Origin of the sequence: Bacillus sp. AR2-1 (genome assembly GCF_008368755.1) — a bacterium.
Classification (GTDB): Bacteria; Bacillota; Bacilli; order Bacillales; family Bacillaceae_G; genus Bacillus_A; species Bacillus_A wiedmannii.
The window spans coordinates 1-22,553 of the sequence record NZ_QORY01000020.1 but is presented as its reverse complement, the minus strand read 5'-3'; the positions used below and the strand labels follow the sequence as shown (position 1 = coordinate 22,553).

Below are 22,553 nucleotides of genomic sequence, written 5' to 3'. Positions count from 1 at the left end.
ATTAATAGATTCACAAACCCTCAAGGTGGTGAGTAATACATTGATTCATAAAAAAATATATAATGCTAGAAACTTAAAAACAGCGAAAGGCACTTTAATTATTGAAGGTCCTGTCTCTACACATAACTTAGAAATGTATGAATTTCATCCGGATTTAGTTGCGTTTCGTCCTGCCGAGCAGCAATATAAAGCAATTGTCGAAATTTCTAAATTACCAGAAGCTCGTCTCATTATTGCAAGACATGACCAAACGATTGTTGGATATGTTACATACTTATATCCTGATCCGCTCGAACGATGGTCAGAAGGAAAGATTGAAAACTTAATTGAACTCGGGGCAATTGAAGTTGTCCCCGCCTTCCGCGGTTGCGCTGTCGGAAAGAACTTATTAGAAGTTTCAATGATGGACGATTATATGGAAGATTACATTATATTGACGACTGAATATTATTGGCACTGGGATTTAAAACAAACAGGCTTAAATGTTTGGGAGTACCGAAAAGTAATGGAAAAGATGATGAATGCTGGTGGCTTACAATGGATGGCTACAGATGATCCTGAAATTTGTTCACATCCTGCTAACTGTTTAATGGTCCGCATCGGAAAACGCGTTGATACTGATTCTATTCAAGCATTTGATCGTCTACGTTTTCACAATCGTTTTATGTATTAATAAAGGGGGCAACTGGAATGATTGTAGAAGAAATTATGAATCAAGATGTGGTGACACTACATCCAAACGATACAATCGAAACAGCAATCCGAACGATACGCACGAAAGGCATTCGGCACATTCCAATTGTCGATCAAAATAATCATGTCGTAGGCATTATTTCTGATCGGGATGTAAGAGATGCAAGTCCGTCTATTTTAGATGAACAAGTTTCACTCGATATGCTGAAGCAACCACTTGAACTTATTATGAAACATCCTGTAATGACTTGCCATCCTCTCGATTTCGTTGAAGAAATTGCTACTTTATTTTTTGAAAATAAAATTGGCTGTCTCCCTGTTACAAAGGCTGGCAAGCTAGTTGGAATCATTTCTGAATCTACTGTACTGCACACGTTAGTGAAATTAACAGGAGCACATCAACCAAGTTCACAAATTGAAATTCAAGTAAAAAACGAACCTGGTATTCTTGGAAAAGTCGTTGCTATTTTTAGTGATTTGCAAATAAATATCGTGAGCGTTCTCGTCTATCCAGCAAAAGATGAGAATGATAAAGTACTCGTTTTCCGCATTCAAACGATGAATCCGCTAAAAGTGATTGATGCACTTGAAGCAGAAGGCTACCGCGTATTATGGCCGAACATCATGGGGATGCAAGCATGAGTAGCGCGTTTATTTATTCGGATGACTTTCGGGGCTATTCGTTTAGCCCTGATCATCCTTTTAACCAACTACGCGTCACACTTACGTATGATTTATTACAAAAGGGCGGTTTTATCTCTCCCTCCCAAATCATCTCACCACGGATGGCTACAGATGAAGAGATCGCCTACGTTCATACAGAGGAGTACATAAATGCGGTAAAACGTGCTGGAGAAGGTAAGTTAGAAAAATCAATTGCGATGACATATGGACTCGGAACAGAAGATACACCGATGTTTCCAAATATGCACGAAGCAAGCGCATTACTCGTTGGCGGTACGTTAACTGCTGTCGACGCTGTTCTTTCCGGGAAAGTAAAACACGCACTTAATTTAGGCGGTGGCTTACATCATGGCTTCCGTGGCAAGGCATCTGGCTTTTGTATTTATAACGATAGTTCCATCGCAATGAAATATATACAGAAAAAATACGGTTTACGTGTTTTATATATTGATACAGATGCTCATCACGGTGATGGTGTACAGTGGTCTTTTTACGACGATCCTAACGTATGCACCATTTCACTACATGAAACTGGGCGTTATTTATTCCCTGGAACTGGTGCTGTAAATGAACGCGGACAAGGTAATGGCTATAGTTATTCTTTTAACGTTCCACTCGATGCCTTTACAGAAGACGAATCGTTTTTAAATTCATATCGCACTGTCGTAAAAGAAGTTGCCGCATACTTTAAACCGGATATTATTTTAACGCAAAACGGCGCTGACGCACATTATTACGACCCACTTACACATCTTTGCGCAACGATGAATATTTACCGTGAAATACCGAAGCTCGCTCGCGAAATCGCTAATGAATATTGCGACGGTCGCTGGATTGCTGTCGGCGGTGGTGGCTATGATCACTGGCGCGTCGTACCAAGAGCTTGGGCACTCATTTGGCTCGAAATGAACAACATCCAAAACATCTCAGGTTATCTCCCTCCAGAATGGATTGACGCTTGGAAAGGACAAGCAGAAACCGACCTTCCCCTTACATGGGAAGATCCAGACAACATGTATCAACCTATCCCTAGAAAACCAGAAATCGAAGAAAAAAATGCATTAACTGTAGCGAAATCTCTTGAAATTATTCGGAATAATATGACAAAATCTTTATATTAAACAGAGAGGAGGCTCGCTTTTGAACAGCCTCCTTTTATTTATAGCTAGCTATTATTGTCGTTTTCTGTCGGTAAGTCGATATATTTTGAGATTCGCTGATATATTTTATTTAAGAATTAGCCGGTCCAACTTTTATGAGAAAAGGTCGTGATATTATGTGGACACAACAAATAATCAACACGAAACGTGGCACATTTGAAATCTTTACAAAAGGAAATGGCGAACCGCTTTGCATTACACATCACTATTCACAATTTAATGAAACTGGTGATTACTTTGCCAATGTTTTCACTGCTACGCATCGTGTATTCCTCATTAATTTACGAGATGCTGGTAACTCTGCAAAAGCCAAGGTAGAAAACGAATTAAGTATAATTGAAACAGTTCACGACTTAGAAGCAATACGGGAAGCTTTACAACTCCCAACATGGCATTTCGCTGGCCACTCAACAGGCGGTATGCTTGGACTTTTATATGCAATTACATATCCAAATTCCTTACAATCATTAGTCGTGGCCGGAGCTGCAGCAAGTAATTATACCGAAACACCATTTTGTATTTATCACCCGACACATCCACAGTTTCATTATATGCAAAAGCTCATCGAAAACTTAAAAACCCCTCACCTTACAAATGCAGAAAGAAAAAAACTATCTACTAATAGAACAAAATTATCATTGTATAAACCAGAAAACTACAACTCTTATTTTAGTAAACCAATCCAAAAAACAATGTCCGCTAGCCGGATGAATGCTTTCGCCAATGAATATCCTTCATTTGATTTAAGAGAGCATTTACCTTCCATCCAAACAAAGCCACTTATTATATGCGGAAGACATGATGTACAGTGCCCAATTCAGTATTCTATTGAGATGCATGATGGCATACGTAATTCTATCTTTGTGATATTTGAGGAGAGTAACCATTATCCTTTTTTAGAAGAAGCTGCTCAGTTTACTTCTACTACTCAAACATTTTATAAATCGTTACACTAGTACCGCTATTATTAAGGAAAGCTCACAGTCTCTATAAGACTATGAGCTTTTTCAAAAGAAATATTTCACACTAGAAACAACAAGAAGAACAAAAAAATCATTAAACCTACATCAAATAATACTGCCTTTTTATCTCCTTCTTTTAAACTTATCATAAAACTAGAAATTATTTTAATTCCAAAAAAGACCATCATAAATAACCAACCGAAATGATCATTCGTAGAATCTCCATCATAAAACATTTGTATTGCACCGATAATTAATAAGATAAGTATGATATTAGTTCCAATCTTTAAAGCCTTGTTTAATTTATTATCTTTTAATGTATCTCTCAAAATGTCGCACGCCCTCTCATACTCCCCTATGTTTTATCTCTCTTTATATTTCAACATAAATTACCTATTATTCCCTTTTCGTTCAAATAACATAAAAAACCTGCCAATTACTCGGCAGGTGCATTACACGTTAAAGCGATAACCAGCTCCCCATACTGTTTCAATATATTGCGGGTGGGCGGGATCTCTTTCAATTTTTTCGCGTAGTTTTCTAATGTGAACAACGACAGTGGCTAAATCACCAGCTGAGTCTAGTCCCCAAATACGTTCAAATAACTGTTCTTTATTTAATACTTGGTTTGGATGCGTTACAAAGAATGTTAATAAATCAAATTCTTTCGTTGTAAACGCAATTTCTTCATTGTTTATAAAAACTTTTCTCGCTCGCTGATCAATAGAAATTCCGTGAATGTATAACGTATCACGTTGCTTACTCACATTTCCTGATAATCTTTCATAACGAGAAATATGAGCTTTTACCCTTGCGACTAATTCACTCGGGCTAAACGGTTTCGTTATATAATCATCCGCTCCTAAACCGAGTCCGCGAATTTTATCTATATCTTCCTTCTTTGCTGAAACAAGTAAAATCGGAATGTCTTTTATAGCACGTATTTGTTTACAAATTTCAAAACCGTTCATTTTCGGAAGCATAATATCTAAAATAATTAGATCATAATCTTCCTGAAGAGCCATTTGTAGACCTACTTCTCCTGAATGTTCTACATCGACTTGAAAATCACTAATTTCTAAATAATCTCTCTGTAATTCTGCAATACTTATTTCATCTTCTACTAGTAAAATTCTCTTCATTCTACTCACCACATTCCTGTACTTTTTTCAATGAGAAGAAAATACTTGTACCTTCCCCAAGCTTACTTTCCGCCCAAATTTCTCCGCCATGTTCTTCAACAATTTGTTTCGCTATCGCTAAGCCAAGTCCACTTCCACCTGTGCTAGAATTTCGCGATTGCTCTGCACGATAAAACCGCTCAAATATATACGGCAGCGTATCAGCTTCTATACCTAATCCATTGTCCATCACTTTTACAATGACTGTATTGTTATCACTTAATACTGTTACAGTAATTTTCTTCTCTTCTTTATCCATGTATTTCACACTATTATGAATTAGATTTGATATCACTCTATTTATCTTTTCACAATCGGCCGTTACATATAGTGGTGATGAATGTAATTGTAAATAAACTTCTATACCTTCCTCACTTAAATCCATCTGCATCTCTTCTAATAATTCTTGCATAAACACGTTTAACTCTATCGTTTCAAACTGAAAAGGAACTCGATTCAAATCAAGCTTCGAAAACAAAAAGAGCTCATCAATGAGTGTATCCATATGCTTCGCCTTCGTATGAATGGTCGTTAAATACTTATCCATTTTTTCTGGCGTATTTGCGACTCCATCTTTTATGCCTTCTACATATCCGATAATAGATGTGATCGGTGTTTTTAAATCATGAGATATATTGGAAATGAGCTCTTTTCGATTTTCTTCATACTGCGTTTGCATCTCTATCGACTCTTTTAATTTCTTTCTCATTTCCTCAAACCCTTGATTTAATTGCCCGATTTCATCATGGGATGTAACTGGAATTTGAAAATCTAAATTCCCTTCTTTAATTCTCCCAGTCGCATCTTTCAACACAAAAATTGGTTTTATCACACTTCTTGAGACGAAATAACTTACTAATCCAATGAGTAATATCGCTAACAGTAAAAGTGCTACGAATAAAATTGGAAATAATTTTTGTGTAAGATCTACAAATGAACTTTGCCTTTTTAGTACAAATATACTCCCTTCTTCATCTTCGGGAAAATAAAAATCAAATTTTACATATCGATAAAATGTATCGCCTAGTTCTGTTGTACCGCGACTATTAATATTTGCTGATTCAAATTTCGGAATGGCTTCTTTTAAAGATACACCTTCAAATATTTTTGTAGCATAAGAAATGGTTTCTCCCTTTCTTACAACTATTTTCACACCTTCTTTTTCAAGTGATGAAACGAACGATTCATCTAATAGTTGTGATTGATTTTTCTTTGCCGCTAATTTCAATTCAATATACGTATTCTCTTCTTCTGGTGTAAGCGGCTTTTGAATATAGGAACTTTTATAGAAATTTTTCACTGATTCCAAGTCTCCTGTTATAGAAAAAACAATTAAAAATCCCGCGACTAATATGAGCGTGATGGAAACGAGAATAACAGCGATATAAGAGAATAAAAATCTTGTTTTAATAGACATATGTTACATCCTCACTTTAACAAACCATGTTATTCATAAGCATAAAAATATATGTTCAAATACTCAAGCGATTTTATAGTAATTTTAGCGTCAGTTTATAAAAATTTAATGTTCTTCTTTTACAGTTGAAATGAGGAGGTTGAAATTCCATGTTCAAAAAAACATTAAGCATGATATGTTGCGTAATTTTTTTACAAGGTTGCTCACAAGAACAAGAAGTTAAAAAGGAGATGACAAACATGGAGACAGCGCTACACGGTGCTGATGTAAATATTCCAGACAACGATGGTGTTACCCCGCTAGAGCATGCTCGTGCTCATAACTTTGAAGAGATAGAGAAGATTTTGTTAGAAGGGAATAAGTAAAAAGCTATTTTTTGCCTTCCTCCCCCACCCTATGCTACATTTAGCCTGTTACATCAATATTAATAGGGTGGGAATAAACATGAATAAACCTAAAATTGGGATGATTGGACTTGGAAGTATTGCGCAAAAGGCCTATCTTCCAACACTTACAAAAGAAACAGATTGGAATTTTGTAGGGGCGTTTACACCTAACGCGGAGAAAAGGAAACAAGTTTGCCAACAATACCGCATTCAAGACTTTCATTCTATTGAAACGTTAGCTTCAGAATGTGATGCAATCTTCGTCCATAGTTCAACTGCTACACATTATGAAATCGTTTCTGAACTTCTGAAAAAAGGAATTGACGTTTATGTTGATAAGCCGCTAGCAGCTACAGTGGAACAAGCTGAGCAACTAGTCGAGTTGAGCGAAAAGCATAACAGAAAGTTAATGGTCGGATTTAATCGCCGATTCGTTCCTATGTATGTTGCTGCAAAAGAGCAAGCTCATAATATTTCATGGGTTCGAATTGAAAAACACCGCACAAATAAAGTGGGGCCATATACGTACGACTTTACTATGTTAGATGATTACTTACATATTGTAGATACTGCTCGCTGGTTAGCTAATGATGATCTTAACGTCGTTCATAATATGATGCAAATAAATGAAAAGAATGAACTTCTTTACGGACATCACACATATACAACGCCAAGTGGACTGTTACTTTCTACCGCAATGCATCGCCACGCCGGTACAAATTTAGAACAAATTGAACTTGTAACGACAGGTAAAATCATTCGCGTAAAAAATATGAACACATTTGAAGTTGAGCAGGAAAATGCAGTTTCTCAGATTGGTTCACCATCATGGGATACGACGTTAAAACAACGTGGTTTTGAAGATGCTGTTCATCATTTTATTGAATGTGTACAAGGAGATACAAAGCCTGTTGTAGATGGATTAGAAGGATTAAAAACGCAGCAACTGCTGCAATCTCTACTAGAGAATGTAAACAAAAATTAAAACGGATACATTTTTCAGAATTTACTTTCATTCCCATTTCCCCTTTATTTCTCTCACAAATTTCTATAGAATATGTTGATAGGAATTATAAATTTCATATTGAATCGTGGAAAGGATGGGATTAACACATGTGGAACGAGTTTAAAAAATTCGCATTCAAAGGGAATGTAATCGATTTAGCTGTCGGGGTTGTAATCGGTGCTGCATTTGGTAAAATCGTTAGTTCTTTAGTAAAAGATATTATCACACCATTACTTGGTATGGTATTAGGTGGCGTTAACTTTACAGATTTACATTTTGGATATGGTAAATCTGCTGTTATGTATGGTAACTTCATCCAAACTATTTTTGATTTCTTAATTATTGCAGCTTCTATCTTTATGTTCGTTAAAGTGTTCAACAAACTAACATCTAAAAGAGAAGAAGAAGAAAAGACAGAAGAAATTCCAGAACCAACAAAAGAAGAAGTTCTTCTTAGCGAAATTCGCGACTTATTAAAACAACAAAATTCTTCTAAAGATAGAGCATAATTGAACGGATAAAAAGGCATGCCCCTCAGGACATGCCTTTTCTATATGCTATAACGTTTCCGAATTCATATGAATAAATAAAATAATACCTGCAACCATAAGTACCATAATACTACCTGCAAATAGTGTAATACCCATGAACATTAAACTTGTGCTCATGTCCACTGATACACTTTCAATAAAAATAGAAATTACATACGTGATAAGGGCAATTCCTGCAAGAATACTTCCTGGAACAAATCGCTTTAAGCCATTTTGTTTTAACGTCATATATGCAAAAATAGCAGTCATACAAAGCGTAATTATCCAAAGAACGATCATCTCTTCTCCCCCCTCACAAGCCTTTTCTTTCTATTATACATGACATTGCCCTATAATAGTTAAATTTGCACTTATGTGACATATAACAAGGAACAATACCATTTTGTAGCGAAGTCACCAATAGGCCATATACTCGGGAGGATTTCAATTGGAAGATGATATTGTAGGATATTTTAAACAGGTAGAGCGATTCGATTATATTACAATCGACTTAGACAAAAAGTTTTTTTATGCCTAAGTTGTACAATTAGAAACAAATATAACTTTACTAAAATTATCACTTAACTTAGACAAAGATGAAATTATTATTGCTGGCAATGTAAAACAATATAATCCTTCTAGGTTAGAACAATTAATACAAAGTTTTAAACGCACTGCACACAAACATGCCTGGAACATAATTTACGAAGTCCTGAAGAACTTTTTGCATTTTGGAAAGAAAATTGACCACCAGAAAAATGGATATTTTTCATATAAATCGATATAATTACTATATATAAATATCCTTTACAAGGGAGTGTTCATAATGGTTTGGATTTCACTAATCGTATTAGCCTATTTCATCATTCTCGTTCCAATACAGTATAACTATATTAAGATATTAAAGAAAAAACAGAAAAAAATGAACGTGTCACAAAACGAACTATATGACAACATGTCTTATGAAGAATCCCAAATACACTATCATTATCAAAGCAACGTATTTACAATACCTGCTTCGCTTGTCGCAAGTATTATTTATAAGGTGAAACATGCAGCATAATATGTACGCTGTAAAATTATTATTTGAATCTGTTCATTCTGGTGAGCCTGACCCTACTAAAGTGGATGAACATTATGAAGAAAGTCACAATACACTTTTTGAAGAAAGTATTATCCTCGTTAAAGCAAACGACCTAGAGGAAGCTCACGAATTAGGCAAAAAGATAGCTATACACTCTGAAGAATCGTACGATAATGTGTACGGTGAACAAGTCACATGGAAGTTTCGAAAAGTGCTACATGTATTTGAATTAAATGATACTTCATTTGAAACAGGAACAGAGTTATACGCAAGATTTTTACACGTTAAGAAAAATGAAACGGTAGATACAATAATTAAAACCTACTACCCTGAATACGAATAAAAGCTCACAGCAATTGCTGTGAGCTTTTTTATACTTATTTCGTTGAATCTCTAAATTGGATACGGTGAGGTAAGATAACAGTGTGATCTTCCACTTTTTCTTTGTTCATATACTTTGTTAATAGACGCATTGCTACTGCACCGATATCATACATTGGTTGTACAACTGTTGAAAGTTGCGGACGAACCATTAATGCAAGGCGTGTATTATCAAAACCAAGTACTTCTACATCAGTTGGTACGTTTAATCCAGCGTCTTGTGCTGCATGGATTACACCTAGTGCCATTTCGTCAGAAGATACGAAGATTGCTGTTGGCTTTTCATCACTGCTCCAAAGCTTTTCGAATGCTTCGATACCTGAATCATATGTGTAATCTCCATCGATTATAAGATTTTCATCATATGAAATACCTGCTTCTTCTAAAGCTTTTTTATAACCTTGTAACTTCTTCGCGCTTCCCGCTTTATTAATGAAAGGACCAGAGACGAAACCGATACGCGTATGCCCTTGCTCAATAAAGTGCTTCATTGCGTCGTAAGCTGCTTGCGTATAATCAATATTTACTGATGGCGTTTCATTTTGCTCATCAAATGACGCTGCTAATACGATTGGTACTGGAGACTTTTTGAATTCTTCAATGTGAATGTCTGTAATATCTTCACCCATGAAAACAATTCCGTCCACTTGTTTTCCAAGCATCGTATTTAATAAATGGAACTCTTTCTCTTTGTTTTGGTCAGAGTTACTTAAAATGATGTTATATTTGTACATTGTTGCGATATCTTCAATTCCACGAGCAAGTTCTGCATAAAACGTATTTGAGATATCAGGAATAATAACACCTACTGTAGTTGTCTTCTTACTTGCTAGTCCACGTGCTACCGCATTTGGGCGGTACCCTAAACGATCAATTGCTTCTAATACTTTCTTTCTTGTTGTAGGCTTTACATTTGGATTACCGTTCACTACACGAGATACGGTAGCCATTGAAACGTTTGCTTCACGCGCTACATCATAAATTGTTACGTTCATCTCATCGCACACTCCTTCTATTTTTGTTATCTATTTTTATGTATCGGTTACTTGAATGAAAAAAAGACATCAACTCTATTTGCAGATGCCACCAATCGTCCCGAGTTCTTCCTTTTACTAATGATACGATAAAAACGCAGGCTCATACAATATTTTCCCGCAAAAGTTTCGAAAAAATTCGCTTCTTTTCTCGTATTTTCGTATTTTTTATGAAAAAAAGGGCATTTTTTGTAAAAAAATAGATATCCCATGAGTACAAACTGTATATTAAGCCGTACGTTAGTAAATGAAATTTATATCGGCGATTTATATATATCGACTTACCGACAGAAACCAACAATGATATTCATTTGATGCGCGCTGGATCTGGGCTGGCAATAGAAGGTCACATCACCCTGTAGAATGCGTTATATCGACAACGACAGGTAAATATATGCTTCTTTCTTTAAAATCGGCACAGCGGAAACATGAAGCGTATTACGCGTCGTTCCTTCCCATCGGACCTTTTCACTTACAATAAAAAAAGACAGTTTAAACACTGTCTTTTTTACAAGAAGGAAACAAACGGTTTATCGCTGTTTTTCTCTTTTATAATAATTGCCTCGATTTTACTCTCGGACTTGATCTGCAATTGAACTTTTGCATCTTTAGGTAATTTTTCTAGCATACTTTGAGCAGCCATTTGGGTAAGAGCCATTAATTCTGTTTTACCGTTATATTTAATAACGATATTCATATTTAATGTATCCATCTGATTTTTCTTGTAAGAAACTTTAGCATTGACTGGGATATAATCTGCTGGAGAAAACTTTTTTATTGAATCCGCAAATGCATTTATTTTTGTATTATCTTCTCCATATGTTTTTGTAAATTCATCAGAAGGATATGAAAACGCTTGTTCATCAATCGTATTCCAATTTCCAAGGTTCGTATCATTCTTTTGAACGGTAGCACTAGCAATATACGTACCGTTTTTTAAAGAACTTGTACTTTCTTGCTTAAAGATAGCAAACGTAATTGGAGATTTATTATACTTGTCATTTTTATTAATAGCTTCAGTAAGTTGCTTGGCAACTTCAGCACCTTTAGACATTGCTTCTTCATTCGATACAGTTGACGACATTGCCAATCCGATCACAACACCAGATAAACTTAATTCATTTGAATTCTGCTTCCCGAAATAGTCTTGTTCTATAATATTTGTCAAAACTGGCGCTTCTACTTTCGCGACTAGTTCATCAACTAATTTCTCAGGGATATACTGATTTAATTGTAGTACATGATTTTCTGTATCAAATTGCTCTTTTGCAATATTCATTAAACCATTCTCATACTCTGCTAAATCTAATTTAGAATTTGTTTTTATATTAGCTGTATTTATAACCTTTTGTTCTTTTAAAGGAATTACAGTTCTATAATAATCTTTAGAAACAGCAGTTCTCGGAATCATGCTTTTTTCTTTCGTATCCTTTTGTATAACTTCATCCTTCTTACTAATCGTATCATTACTACAAGCTCCTAGTAATAAACTTACGACCGCGAAGGATAATGCCATTTTCTTCATTACTTAAAACCTACTTTCAACAATCTAGTTATTTAATTTGAACTATTAACAGTGTACCATTAAATATATTTCAACAAAAACAAAAAAAAGAAGCAAGCACCTTTAGCTTGCTTCTTTTTACTTAATATTCTCTTCTAAAGCGTCTTTTTTAATGTTCCAATGAGACGTATTCCATACTACCATCCCATCTTTTATGTATAACACTTGCGGAGATTCATGTTTAATGCTGTACTGCTCTGCAACACGATTCGAAACATCTCTCGCATCTTGTACGTATAAGTAATACGCTGGTACTGCTCTTTCTTCACTACAATACGCTTGAAATTCGGTATATGCACCATGACTAATTGGGCATGTCGTACTATGTTTAAAAAGAACATAAGGCTCGTTTTTTTCTACTAATACTTCAAGCTCTTCAATTGTTTCAACTTTTGTCATATTCATCACGATTCACCTCTCATACGAAGTCTAGAGCGTTTCTCTTTCTTTTCAGCTTTTTTCTCAAGTCTTTCTAATTTACGCTCTTCTTTTTCAACCTTTTTCTCTTGTCTTGTCGCACGATAATGATTGTATACTTCAATTGCTGCGCTACTCCACTGTACAACTTGCGCTACTTTATCTGCATTGTTCTCAATTTCGTCTGTAACAGACTCTGATACATTACGAAGTTTCGTATTTAAAGAATGGATTGTCGTTCCAATTCCATCTACACCTGATACTACTTTATTTAATGATTGTGACTTCTGTTGAATGTCATCAGCTAACGCATTTGTTTTATGTAATAATTGCTCCGTCTCTACGCTAATCCCTTGCATTTGCTTTTCTAAACCTTCTAACGTGCTCGCAACGTTTTCTAACGTCTTTTGAACCGATAACAACGTTCTGCATACATACACTACTAATACAGCGAAAGCAACCGCGATAATAGCCGCACTTACATATAAAAGAACTTGCATTTCATCACTTCCTTTATCTTTTTCATACTTTCTCCTATTATACAATCATTTTCCGTTTCGTTCTAATCCTTATCTTTTCATTAGAATTTTCATACTTATTCGTTAACTTTAACATAAATGATTCAACAAATTCCACTAAGTAGGTTACAATAGGAGAGGATACATAATTAGTAGGGAGGCTTTACATATGAAAGATCCACGCATTGAAAAGTTAGCATACAATTTAATTAACTACTCTATTCGCTTACAAAAAGGCGAAAAAGTATTAATTGAAAACTTTGGCTTACAAAAAGAACTTGTAACTGCACTTGTAAAAGAAGCATATGCAGCTGGTGGTTTCCCATTCGTTTCTTTAAAAGATCATCAAGTAGATCGCTCTTTATTAATGGGTGCTACTGAAGAACATTTTGAACAAATCGCTGCATATGAAGCAAGCGTAATGAAAGATATGGACGCTTATATCGGTCTTCGCTCTGGCGATAACATTAACGAACAAGCTGACGTACCAAGTGAAAGAATGCAAATTCACGGTCAAACAGTTGGTAAGAAAGTTCATAGAGACATTCGTGTTCCGAAAACACGCTGGGTTGTTCTTCGCTACCCAAATGCTTCTATGGCGCAGCTTGCTAAAATGAGCACAGAAGCTTTCGAAGACTTCTACTTCGAAGTTTGTAACTTAGACTACGGTAAAATGGATAAGGCAATGGATAGCCTTGTTACATTAATGAATAAAACAGATAAAGTTCGCCTAACTGGCCCTGGAACTGACTTAACATTCTCTATTAAAGACATTCCAGCTATTAAATGCTCAGGTCATTTAAATATTCCAGACGGTGAAGTATACTCTGCACCAGTTCGCGATTCTGTTAACGGTACAGTTTCTTACAACACACCATCTCCTTACAACGGTTATACATTTGAGAATGTACAACTTAAGTTTGAGAATGGCCAAATCGTTGAAGCAACTGCAAACGATACAGAGCGCATTAACAAAATCTTCGATACAGACGAAGGTGCACGCTACGTTGGTGAGTTCGCAATCGGCGTAAACCCATACATCTTACATCCAATGGGAGACATCCTATTCGATGAAAAAATCGATGGCAGCTTCCACTTTACACCTGGACAAGCTTACGAAGATGCATGGAACGGCAACAACTCGAACATTCACTGGGATTTAGTATGCATCCAACGCCCTGAATACGGCGGCGGCGAAATTTACTTCGACGACGTACTAATCCGTAAAGACGGACGCTTCGTTGTATCTGAACTAGAAGCTTTAAACCCAGAGAACTTAAAATAATAATAAAAACGCTCGGAATGTTCTCCGAGCGTTTTTTTATTAATAATTTAATAAATCTTTCGCCACATCTTCTGGCACTTTAAAACTCATTTTCTTATTTTTCATTTCAACTTCGACATAAGGGACATCTTTATATACTGTCATCGTACCAATTTCATGTAACTCTTTTTTATCATTACTCGACTCCGATAATTTTTTTGTATCCTCTTGGTACATTTTAAATGTTTTCCCTTGCGGAGTATCTAAAGGAGCCGACTGCATTTCCCACTTATCCATTTTCATGACTTCAAACAGCTTTTCAATTTCTTTCTTATCAGTAATTACTTTTTTATCACTTGAATCCGTAAGTGATTCAATCTCAACCTTTTGTGCCTTTTCTAAGTTCATATCAGCCTTTTCCTTCTTCGCACCACACCCTATTAAAAGAACGGATGCGGTTAGCAGAAGTAAAAATAACATAAGGACTTTTTTCATTTCTAATCCTCCTAATTACATAGAGCTACTTTTTTCGTTTTTTGTTTGCTGAAAATGAAAATAATATAACAGCGCCACTGCGATAGTACCTATTAATATCGGTACATATAGAGGCAGATCCCATTTCATATATACTCTAGTGCAACCAACAAGCACAAACAAAATTTCTAAACAGAATAAAGGTTTTACATATTTCATTTTTTACCTACCATTTCTATTTTCACATGTGGGTTCTCTTTTTCTACAAGCTCCAAAAACTGCTCCATATTTTGTGGCATCGCAATTATATGTACTTTATATGCATTCGTCGTAATTTCAAGGGATTTCCCAACTTGACGAATGATTCGTATCTCTTTCAATACGATATCGTCATTTAAAATACCGTACTTTAATACCCCATTTTCTACTTTATGCTTTTTAATAAATACTTCCCAAACGAGTGGTACATTTACAAGGAAACATAAACCCATTCCAATTAACGCTGACATCCACTGCTCTTTATTTGAGATAATCATGACAAGTGGATATACGAACATAAAAACTAACGTGAGACAAACGAAAATTACTACCGATTTACTTCTTTGAATCGGAATGTTCATACACGCACCCCCTAACCTAAATTATACCACTTTTCCCATTTTATTTAATAAAAAAAGGCCATTTCTACATGACCTTCTTAAACAATATATCTATAGAATTTCTTATCCACCTGTAACACTGGAAAACTTTTTGGCAAATCTTCTATATCCACACTTTGAAAACCATTCTTTTCATAAAAGCGATGCGCTGCTAAAAATTTCACTGTCGTTCCTAAGTAAATATCTTTCAGTTTTTTATTCTCAGCCCACGAAATTGCTGTTTGAAGCAACTTATATGATGCGCCCCACTCTTTTCCGCGAAATTCTTTTTTTACAAACATTTTTCTTAACGCTACTTGCTGATTCTCAATATCTAATAAAGCTACTGTTCCAACTACTTTATCATCATAAGTTGCTACCCAAAAGTTTCCATGATTCCTTTGATAAAATGTTTCTATTTCAAGCAGGTCTGGCTGCTCTTCTTTCGTAATGGGGACATTATACTCTTTTTGCTGAATATGAACGATAAGATCTACTACTTCATCTTGAAACGTACTTTCATACGGAATAATGCGTATCTTCTCGTTCATCGAATCTCCTTCCACTCTGAAGCTAGTAAACTATATACAGCGATATCGTGAAAATGATCATATAGCCATTCATCATCTCTTAAAATACCATCTAACTTAAAACCTAAACGCTCTGGAATAGCGCGGCTTTTCACATTTTCAACACCGCATCTAATTTCCACTTTATTTAATTTTAAATTCTCAAATGCATAGTGAAGTACAGCCTTCACGCTACGCGTCATAATACCTTTCCCGCCAGCATCTTCTGCCAGGTAATATCCGAGACTGGCCGCTTTCTTCCCCCAACTTACCGGATGAATGCCTACCATCCCAACGAGCTTTCCTTTATAACGTATGCCACTTTCAAAACCGTCTCCCTCTGCAAACTTCTTTAACCACATCGGACAAATCTCATCATACGCACCAGCAGATTTTACCCCATCTACCCAAGGAAGCCATCTTCGTAAATGATTACGGTTTTGGTCTATTAATTGATATAGTTCCTCTTTATGATGCTTCTCTAATAACTGTAATTCGATTTCATCGTCTACTCGAAGTGTGAACATGTTTTTTAGCTCCCTTTTAGTTTTCTTATTATTCTAACACTTGCGGATGTAAATTGTTAAATATTCACACTTTCTTTTGAATTTTATATATGAACAACCACTATATATGATTGATACCTAGATATGAATCATATATAGTTAAAGTATGGAAAAAAATGATAATTTTATAATTCAATTACGTAAAGGTGTTTTTGATCTCGCTATTTTGTCTTTAATAAGTAAACAACCTATGTACGGATACGAAATTACAAGTGCATTACAAGATATACCTGTGTTTCATATCCCGAACGGTTCGATTTACCCTATATTAAATCGAATCACGAAAAACAATTGGGCTGTTTCCTATTGGGAAGAGTCCGGTGATGGCCCAAAAAGAAAATACTATCGCATTACAGACGAAGGGAGAGAAATTTTACATAGTCGCTTACATGATTATGATGCAGTGTATCATGCTCTAATGTTACTAGCTAAAGGAGAGGATAAAAAATGAACAAGGAACAATTCTTTTCAAATGAACTCATTGCTTCTTTCTTACAGGATTTCGACAAAGGTTTAATGAACTTACCTACCTCAGCAAGAGAACAACATGTGCTAGAAATCAAATCCGATTTATATGAAAATGCATTAAGTAAAGAAAATGAAGGGATACCATTAGCAAGCATCCCTTCACAAGTGATTGAAGAATTTCTTCCTCCAAAAGAATTAGCACAGGAAATTGCCGGAGAATATACAGACGTTATTCAAGATGCACAGCAATCTACAAATACATTTATTAAATATTATTCCGGCCTATCTATCGCTCCACTCGTTGCTTTATCAGTACCTATCGCACTTGGCTTTATAAATATTTCAGCTAATTTACCATTTTTATTAGCCTTTATCGTAAGCAATATTTGGTTCATCTGTAGAGAAAACCATTGGAATACAAAGCAATTAAAATTTTTAAAAACAATGATTTCCTTTAGTACTAGCGTTTTAATTGCACTTCCGTTTGCATTCTTCGCGATTCGAATTATGATAACAAAACAATTCGATATGTTTTCATTCTATTATTTAATCGGATATGTACTTTTTAGTTCACTATATATCTTTTTATTAAAACAACTATACAAAAAGAATAAACAATATCAACAGATTAACGCTTTTTAAAATATATCGAACACAACAAAAAAAGACGCACAGCCACAGCTATGCGTCTTTTCTATTACTTCTCTGCAACTTGAACTTCTTTTACGTAAGCTGCTTCGAATTTTTGGATGTCTCCTGCGCCCATGAAAATTAGAACGCCGTTTTTATGTTTCTTTAATACATCCGTTGTTGTATCTGTAATTAGTTCTGCACCGTCAATACGCTTTTGCAGATCTTCGATTGTTAATTCACCTTTGTTTTCGCGCGCTGATCCGAAAATATCACATAAGTATACTTGGTCAGCTTTGCTTAAGCTTTCAGCGAACTCATCTAAGAACTTTTCTGTACGTGAGAATGTATGCGGCTGGAATACAGCGACAACTTCACGCTCTGGATGTTTTTGACGAGCTGCTTCAATCGTTGCATTAATTTCTGTCGGATGGTGTGCGTAGTCATCGATAATAACTTGCTCTCCCATTGGCTTTTCATTAAAGCGACGTTTTACGCCTTCAAAAGTTGTTAACTGATGCTTAACTGCTTCTACATCAACGTTTTCATAATGGCAAAGCGCGATTACTGCTAATGCATTTAATACGCTGTGGTTGCCGTATCCTGTAATTTTGAACGTGTCATAGTACGTATTACGAACGAATACATCGAAAATAGTACCATCTGTTCTCTTTTGAATGTTACGTGCTTGGAAATCATTATCTTCTCCAAATCCATAGAAAATAACAGGTACTTTCGCTTGAATTTTTTGAAGTTCTTCATCATCTCCACATGCAATAATACCTTTTTTCACTTGCAATGCCATCTCTTGGAATGCATTGAATACATCATTGATATCTGAGAAATAATCTGGATGATCAAAATCAATGTTTGTCATAATTGCATAGTCTGGATTGTAAGACAAGAAATGACGACGATACTCACAAGCTTCAAATACAAAATACTTACTATTTTCTACCCCATGCCCTGTTCCATCTCCAATGAGGTAAGATGTAGGGTGTGCACCTTGCATTACATGGGCTAACAAACCAGTTGTTGATGTTTTTCCATGCGCACCAGTTACAGCAACACTTGTGTATTGGTTCATAAGATCACCTAAGAAGTGATGGTAACGATGTACTGGGATGTTTAATTCTTTTGCTGCTACAATTTCTTCATGCGTATCAGGAAATGCATTTCCTGCAATAATCACTTGTCCTTCTTTTACATTATTTTTATCAAAAGGAAGGATCGAGATATTACGCTTTTCCAACGCTGTTTGTGTAAAGAAACGCTTTTCATAATCAGACCCTTGAACAGTATGCTTCATGTCATGAAGAATTTGAGCTAATGAACTCATTCCTGTTCCTTTAATTCCTACAAAATGGTAAACTGTCATCTTAAAGAACCTCCAACATTTCGAACTAATACAACGGCCTATCTATAAGACAGTATATGAATCTTTTCTTATTTTGGTAATCATCATACATTTTTGATGTAGTGAAGTTATTCTTTCCCTTCACTTATCAGGATAAACTCGTACGTACTTCTTTTTTATGTCCATAACAAATCCATTATAGCAAAAAAGAAGCCGCTATACTATGATAACAGAAAAACTGATAGGGTCAATCACCTATCAGTTTTTCTCTCTTTTACATATCTTCTCTTTTTTCTAATTGAACACGCTCTAGACGTGGGTTTGGACGATATTTACGACCAGCTTTCGCTTCTGGTTTTCCATTTAATTCTACGTTATCACCAGTAAAGCCAATATTCATTTTTAATAAGCTACTTCCTACTCCGTATATATCAACAGGTACGTTTTGAGCTTCAAATTCACGAATACGCTTCTCATCAAATCCACCAGTTACAACGATGTCTACATGCTGGAATCCTTCTTCATCAAGTGCTTTACGAAGTGCGAATACAAGCGATGGGTTTACACCACGTGGATCGAATGTTCCAAGTACTTCTGGGTGGCGAATGAAGTATTGATCAATCATCGTGCGCGACGTATCTACACGTACACCTTTTAATGTTGATCCAAATTCACGCGCTACGCGAAGTGCATCTGTAATGACATCATTATTGTAATCAATTAATACAACTAATTCATCTTCTGGGAATTTCTTATGATATGCTTTTGCCGCTTCCACAACATCACCATTAAACATTTGAATTAATGCGTGAGGCATTGTCCCCATACCACTTCTACCCCACCATTCATTCATCGCATGCGTCGCTTGTGCGCTCATACCTCCGATGTATGCTGCATAACCGTCACCAGCTTGTTGCGTATAATGATCGTCACGATCTCCCATGAAAATAACTGGTTTTTCTTTATCTACGCTACGCGCAGCTTGGACAACGTTATATACGTTTGTCGCAACTGATGTACGACGGGCTAAAATCCCATCAATGACACCTTCTAAAAATCCGAAATTTTCATAAGGACCATGAATTGTTAACACTGTTTCAAACGGACTAATATTATCGCCATCTTTTAAAGAGTTAATTTCAAGTTCCTCAGGATTTTTGGCGAATGTTTGTAGCAACGCAATCACTTCATCTGTTCCGCAAAGAACTGCATTTTCCTTTTGGAAAAATTGCATCGTCACAACACTTTTCGGGCGAAATTCTTCAATGATTTCTCTAGTCTTTAAAAAGTAAACGGCAGAGAACCAACCTTCTCCAACACGTTCGTCAAATTTAAATGTTCTATTTGTTAGTCTATTTATTTCACCTTTTAATTTTAATTCAATTTCTTTCATGTCGCTTTACTCCCTACTTTACTATCCAACATTTTCTATTAGTATACAGCAAAACCGTTTACTATACATTTGTTTCCTGCATAGCAGCGAATTCATCCTCAGAAATAAGGACATCTCTCGGTTTCGTTCCTCTTCCTTCAGAAATAATCCCTTGCGATTCCATCTCTTCAATGAGACGTGCCGCGCGATTATAACCGATGCGGAATTTTCGCTGTACAGAAGATGTGGACGCTCCCCCTTGTTCTACAACAAATTGACATGCATCAAAGAACAATTCGTCTTCCGACTCAGCTTGTTCTGTTTTCGCTAATAAATCCTCTTGCTTAAATAAGTAATTCGGCTTCATTTGCTTTCTCACATGATCAACTGTTTTCTCAATCTCATCATCCGATACATATACACCTTGTACACGAACTGGTTTAGACGTACCGTTTCCTAAAAATAGCATATCACCACGGCCAAGTAATTTCTCCGCGCCCCCAATATCAATAATCGTACGCGAATCAACTTGAGATGATACAGTAAACGCAATACGCGTTGGAATGTTTGACTTAATTAAACCTGTAATAACATCTACAGACGGACGCTGCGTTGCTACTAATAAATGAATACCACAAGCACGTGCTTTTTGCGCAATACGACAAATCGCTTCCTCAACATCACCAGGTGCTACCATCATTAAATCGGCTAACTCGTCAATGACAATAACGATATAAGGTAATGTCTCTCCTGGAATTTCTCGCCCACTTACAATCGTATTATAACGAGTTAAATCACGAGCACCAGCGTGCGCAAACAATTCATAACGACGCTCCATTTCTTCAACCGCCCACTTTAATGCAGCTGTCGCTGCTTTTACATCCGTAATAACAGGTGCTACAAGATGCGGAACAGAATTGTATGGTGCAAGCTCAACCATCTTCGGATCGATTAACATTAACTTCACTTCATGCGGTTTCGCTTTATATAAAATGCTCGTTAAAATTGCGTTAATGCACACACTTTTACCAGAACCCGTTGCACCCGCAATAAGTCCATGTGGCATTTTTCGAATATCCGTTACAATTGGATCGCCTGAAATATCAAGTCCTAGCGCAACTGTAAGCGGTGATTCGCTCTTTGTAAACACAGGACTTCTTAAAATTTCACGAAGGAATACTGGCTTACTTTCTTTATTTGGAACTTCGATTCCAATCGCACTCTTCCCTGGAATCGGTGCTTCAATACGAATATCTTTCGCTGCTAAACTCAGTTTAATATCATCACTTAAGTTTGTAATTTTATTTACTTTCACACCTGGGTCTGGCTGTACTTCAAAACGAGTTACCGCTGGACCTTGCGATACGTTAATAACATGTGCACCAACGTGGAAATTATTAAATGTTGTATCTAATAATTCTTTCTGTTCATCCAACCATTCCGTATTATCTAAAGCTGCCTGCTGCGGAATTGACAACAGTGTTAATGGCGGAATTGCATATGTCGGTGGTGTTTGCAATACATTTCGCATATCGTTCTCTCTTTGATTTACAACATATGCTTTCTCTTGTACTTGCTCTACCACCACTTGCTGCACTGGACGTTCTTCCACTTGTGATTCCACCACTACTTGCTGCATTGGTTTCTCTTCCACTTGTACCACTACTTGCTGCATTGGTTTCTCTTCCACTCGTGATTCTACCACTACTTGCTGCATTGGTTTCTCTTCCACTCGTGATTCTACCACTAATTCTACCACTACTTGCTGCATTGGTTTCTCTTCCACTCGTGATTCTACCACTACTTGCTGCATTGGTTTCTCTTCCACTTGTGATTCCACCACTACTTTGGTTTCTCTTCCACTTGTGGTTCTACTGCCACTTGTTGCATCGGTCTTTCTTCCACTTGTGGTTCCACTACTACTTGCTGCATTGGCTTTTCTTCCACTTGTGGCACTTGTGTTTCTTCTACTTGTTGGACAGGCTTATTCTCTACTCGTTCACTCATAGAAGGTTGCATTGCATTTACTCTAGCCGCATGTCTTTCCATTAATCGCGTTCTGTCTTGTTTCAACATAACAACATTAAATGGGACATGGCGCTTTTTCTGACGTTTTGGTTCTTCTTTTTGTACAATTGGTTGCTCTTCTGAGACCGGTGTTTCCTCTACAACTTGTCGTTCTTCCGCAATCGGTGCTT

Annotated in this window: 26 protein-coding genes and 3 pseudogenes; 13 read left to right on the top strand and 16 right to left on the bottom strand. The window is 36.1% G+C overall.

The window, feature by feature from the left end; translation table 11 throughout:
* Window positions 1-40: 40 nt before the first annotated feature.
* From acuA to DT250_RS22855, 4 genes are all read left to right on the top strand, one after another.
* A complete protein-coding gene (gene acuA / locus DT250_RS22870; protein WP_063222474.1) occupies window positions 41-673 on the top strand; it encodes an acetoin utilization protein acetyltransferase AcuA in 633 nt (210 codons plus the stop codon).
* A gap of 17 nt (window positions 674-690) precedes the next feature.
* Window positions 691-1,335, top strand: a complete 645-nt coding sequence (locus DT250_RS22865; protein ID WP_000634566.1) for an acetoin utilization AcuB family protein — start codon at window positions 691-693, stop codon at window positions 1,333-1,335.
* A complete protein-coding gene (gene acuC / locus DT250_RS22860; RefSeq protein WP_149213740.1) occupies window positions 1,332-2,498 on the top strand; it encodes an acetoin utilization protein AcuC in 1,167 nt (388 codons plus the stop codon). The genes DT250_RS22865 and acuC overlap by 4 nt, the downstream gene beginning before the upstream one ends.
* Before the next feature lie 134 nt (window positions 2,499-2,632).
* Window positions 2,633-3,493: an alpha/beta fold hydrolase gene (locus DT250_RS22855; protein ID WP_149213739.1), complete on the top strand. Its 861-nt coding sequence runs from the start codon at window positions 2,633-2,635 to the stop codon at window positions 3,491-3,493.
* Window positions 3,494-3,558: 65 nt separating this feature from the next.
* On the opposite strand, the gene DT250_RS22850 is transcribed toward DT250_RS22855, so the two are convergent.
* The 3 genes from DT250_RS22850 to DT250_RS22840 all read right to left on the bottom strand — a co-directional run bounded on the left by DT250_RS22850 (window position 3,559) and on the right by DT250_RS22840 (window position 6,097).
* Window positions 3,559-3,828, bottom strand: a complete 270-nt coding sequence (locus tag DT250_RS22850) for a hypothetical protein (RefSeq protein ID WP_097908099.1) — start codon at window positions 3,826-3,828, stop codon at window positions 3,559-3,561.
* Between the two features lie 123 nt (window positions 3,829-3,951).
* Window positions 3,952-4,641: a response regulator transcription factor gene (locus DT250_RS22845; protein WP_000821767.1), complete on the bottom strand. Its 690-nt coding sequence runs from the start codon at window positions 4,639-4,641 to the stop codon at window positions 3,952-3,954.
* A 1-nt stretch (window position 4,642) separates the two neighbouring features.
* Window positions 4,643-6,097 (bottom strand): sensor histidine kinase, encoded by a 1,455-nt coding sequence (locus DT250_RS22840; protein WP_098856910.1) that lies wholly within the window; start codon window positions 6,095-6,097, stop codon window positions 4,643-4,645.
* A gap of 149 nt (window positions 6,098-6,246) precedes the next feature.
* Here DT250_RS22840 and DT250_RS22835 point away from each other — a divergent pair.
* The 3 genes and pseudogenes from DT250_RS22835 to mscL form a co-directional block, all read left to right on the top strand.
* Window positions 6,247-6,450: pseudogene (locus DT250_RS22835) on the top strand (ankyrin repeat domain-containing protein); the annotation flags it as partial.
* A 91-nt stretch (window positions 6,451-6,541) separates the two neighbouring features.
* On the top strand, window positions 6,542-7,468 hold the full coding sequence (locus tag DT250_RS22830; RefSeq protein ID WP_088082246.1) for a Gfo/Idh/MocA family protein: 927 nt from the start codon (window positions 6,542-6,544) through the stop codon (window positions 7,466-7,468).
* A gap of 128 nt (window positions 7,469-7,596) precedes the next feature.
* The gene (gene mscL, locus DT250_RS22825) at window positions 7,597-7,998 is read left to right on the top strand and encodes a large conductance mechanosensitive channel protein MscL (RefSeq protein ID WP_000267007.1); all 402 of its coding nucleotides are present in this window, start codon (window positions 7,597-7,599) and stop codon (window positions 7,996-7,998) included.
* 48 nt (window positions 7,999-8,046) lie between these two features.
* Here the strand turns inward: mscL and DT250_RS22820 are convergent, their stop codons facing one another.
* On the bottom strand, window positions 8,047-8,319 hold the full coding sequence (locus DT250_RS22820; protein WP_000636592.1) for a DUF3917 domain-containing protein: 273 nt from the start codon (window positions 8,317-8,319) through the stop codon (window positions 8,047-8,049).
* A gap of 148 nt (window positions 8,320-8,467) precedes the next feature.
* Here DT250_RS22820 and dhp61 point away from each other — a divergent pair.
* The 3 genes and pseudogenes from dhp61 (at window position 8,468) to DT250_RS22805 (ending at window position 9,446) form a co-directional block, all read left to right on the top strand.
* Window positions 8,468-8,766 (top strand): annotated as a pseudogene (gene dhp61 / locus DT250_RS22815) (protein Dhp61).
* Window positions 8,767-8,845: 79 nt separating this feature from the next.
* Window positions 8,846-9,082, top strand: a complete 237-nt coding sequence (locus DT250_RS22810; protein WP_060486593.1) for a DUF3949 domain-containing protein — start codon at window positions 8,846-8,848, stop codon at window positions 9,080-9,082.
* 1 nt (window position 9,083) lies between these two features.
* A complete protein-coding gene (locus DT250_RS22805; protein WP_141555558.1) occupies window positions 9,084-9,446 on the top strand; it encodes a DUF4288 domain-containing protein in 363 nt (120 codons plus the stop codon).
* A gap of 34 nt (window positions 9,447-9,480) precedes the next feature.
* Here the strand turns inward: DT250_RS22805 and ccpA are convergent, their stop codons facing one another.
* From ccpA to DT250_RS22780, 4 genes are all read right to left on the bottom strand, one after another.
* A complete protein-coding gene (ccpA, locus tag DT250_RS22800; protein ID WP_001103309.1) occupies window positions 9,481-10,479 on the bottom strand; it encodes a catabolite control protein A in 999 nt (332 codons plus the stop codon).
* A 547-nt stretch (window positions 10,480-11,026) separates the two neighbouring features.
* Entirely contained in the window at window positions 11,027-12,043 is a 1,017-nt protein-coding gene (locus DT250_RS22790) for a CamS family sex pheromone protein (protein ID WP_097908422.1), read from the bottom strand.
* 117 nt (window positions 12,044-12,160) lie between these two features.
* Window positions 12,161-12,487 (bottom strand): bacillithiol system redox-active protein YtxJ, encoded by a 327-nt coding sequence (gene ytxJ, locus DT250_RS22785; RefSeq protein ID WP_001057490.1) that lies wholly within the window; start codon window positions 12,485-12,487, stop codon window positions 12,161-12,163.
* On the bottom strand, window positions 12,487-12,999 hold the full coding sequence (locus tag DT250_RS22780) for a DUF948 domain-containing protein (RefSeq protein WP_001197726.1): 513 nt from the start codon (window positions 12,997-12,999) through the stop codon (window positions 12,487-12,489). The genes ytxJ and DT250_RS22780 overlap by 1 nt, the downstream gene beginning before the upstream one ends.
* Before the next feature lie 187 nt (window positions 13,000-13,186).
* Here DT250_RS22780 and DT250_RS22775 point away from each other — a divergent pair, with 187 nt between their 5' ends.
* A complete protein-coding gene (locus tag DT250_RS22775; protein ID WP_098856912.1) occupies window positions 13,187-14,302 on the top strand; it encodes an aminopeptidase in 1,116 nt (371 codons plus the stop codon).
* Between the two features lie 39 nt (window positions 14,303-14,341).
* Here DT250_RS22775 and DT250_RS22770 read toward each other — a convergent pair whose 3' ends face one another.
* From DT250_RS22770 to DT250_RS22750, 5 genes are all read right to left on the bottom strand, one after another.
* Window positions 14,342-14,776, bottom strand: a complete 435-nt coding sequence (locus DT250_RS22770; RefSeq protein ID WP_098856913.1) for a hypothetical protein — start codon at window positions 14,774-14,776, stop codon at window positions 14,342-14,344.
* Window positions 14,777-14,791: 15 nt separating this feature from the next.
* The gene (locus DT250_RS22765; protein ID WP_088123539.1) at window positions 14,792-14,974 is read right to left on the bottom strand and encodes a hypothetical protein; all 183 of its coding nucleotides are present in this window, start codon (window positions 14,972-14,974) and stop codon (window positions 14,792-14,794) included.
* On the bottom strand, window positions 14,971-15,375 hold the full coding sequence (locus DT250_RS22760; RefSeq protein ID WP_149213738.1) for a PH domain-containing protein: 405 nt from the start codon (window positions 15,373-15,375) through the stop codon (window positions 14,971-14,973). The genes DT250_RS22765 and DT250_RS22760 overlap by 4 nt, the downstream gene beginning before the upstream one ends.
* Before the next feature lie 77 nt (window positions 15,376-15,452).
* Window positions 15,453-15,944, bottom strand: a complete 492-nt coding sequence (locus DT250_RS22755; protein WP_097856820.1) for a GNAT family N-acetyltransferase — start codon at window positions 15,942-15,944, stop codon at window positions 15,453-15,455.
* Window positions 15,941-16,489, bottom strand: coding sequence for a GNAT family N-acetyltransferase (locus tag DT250_RS22750; protein WP_098856916.1), 549 nt, complete (start codon window positions 16,487-16,489; stop codon window positions 15,941-15,943). The genes DT250_RS22755 and DT250_RS22750 overlap by 4 nt, the downstream gene beginning before the upstream one ends.
* Window positions 16,490-16,634: 145 nt before the next feature.
* On the opposite strand from DT250_RS22750, the gene DT250_RS22745 reads away from it, so the two are divergent.
* Both DT250_RS22745 and DT250_RS22740 read left to right on the top strand, forming a co-directional pair.
* Window positions 16,635-16,979 carry a PadR family transcriptional regulator gene (locus DT250_RS22745; protein ID WP_087932429.1) on the top strand — a complete coding sequence of 115 codons (345 nt, stop codon included), beginning with the start codon at window positions 16,635-16,637 and terminating at the stop codon, window positions 16,977-16,979.
* Window positions 16,976-17,638 (top strand): HAAS signaling domain-containing protein, encoded by a 663-nt coding sequence (locus tag DT250_RS22740; RefSeq protein WP_149213737.1) that lies wholly within the window; start codon window positions 16,976-16,978, stop codon window positions 17,636-17,638. Before DT250_RS22745 ends, DT250_RS22740 begins: the two co-directional genes overlap by 4 nt.
* Before the next feature lie 55 nt (window positions 17,639-17,693).
* Here the strand turns inward: DT250_RS22740 and murC are convergent, their stop codons facing one another.
* The 3 genes and pseudogenes from murC to DT250_RS32350 all read right to left on the bottom strand — a co-directional run.
* Window positions 17,694-19,004, bottom strand: coding sequence for a UDP-N-acetylmuramate--L-alanine ligase (gene murC / locus DT250_RS22735; RefSeq protein ID WP_000219461.1), 1,311 nt, complete (start codon window positions 19,002-19,004; stop codon window positions 17,694-17,696).
* A 253-nt stretch (window positions 19,005-19,257) separates the two neighbouring features.
* Window positions 19,258-20,376: a nicotinate phosphoribosyltransferase gene (locus tag DT250_RS22730; protein WP_000658380.1), complete on the bottom strand. Its 1,119-nt coding sequence runs from the start codon at window positions 20,374-20,376 to the stop codon at window positions 19,258-19,260.
* A gap of 61 nt (window positions 20,377-20,437) precedes the next feature.
* Window positions 20,438-22,553: pseudogene (locus tag DT250_RS32350) on the bottom strand (DNA translocase FtsK); the annotation flags it as partial.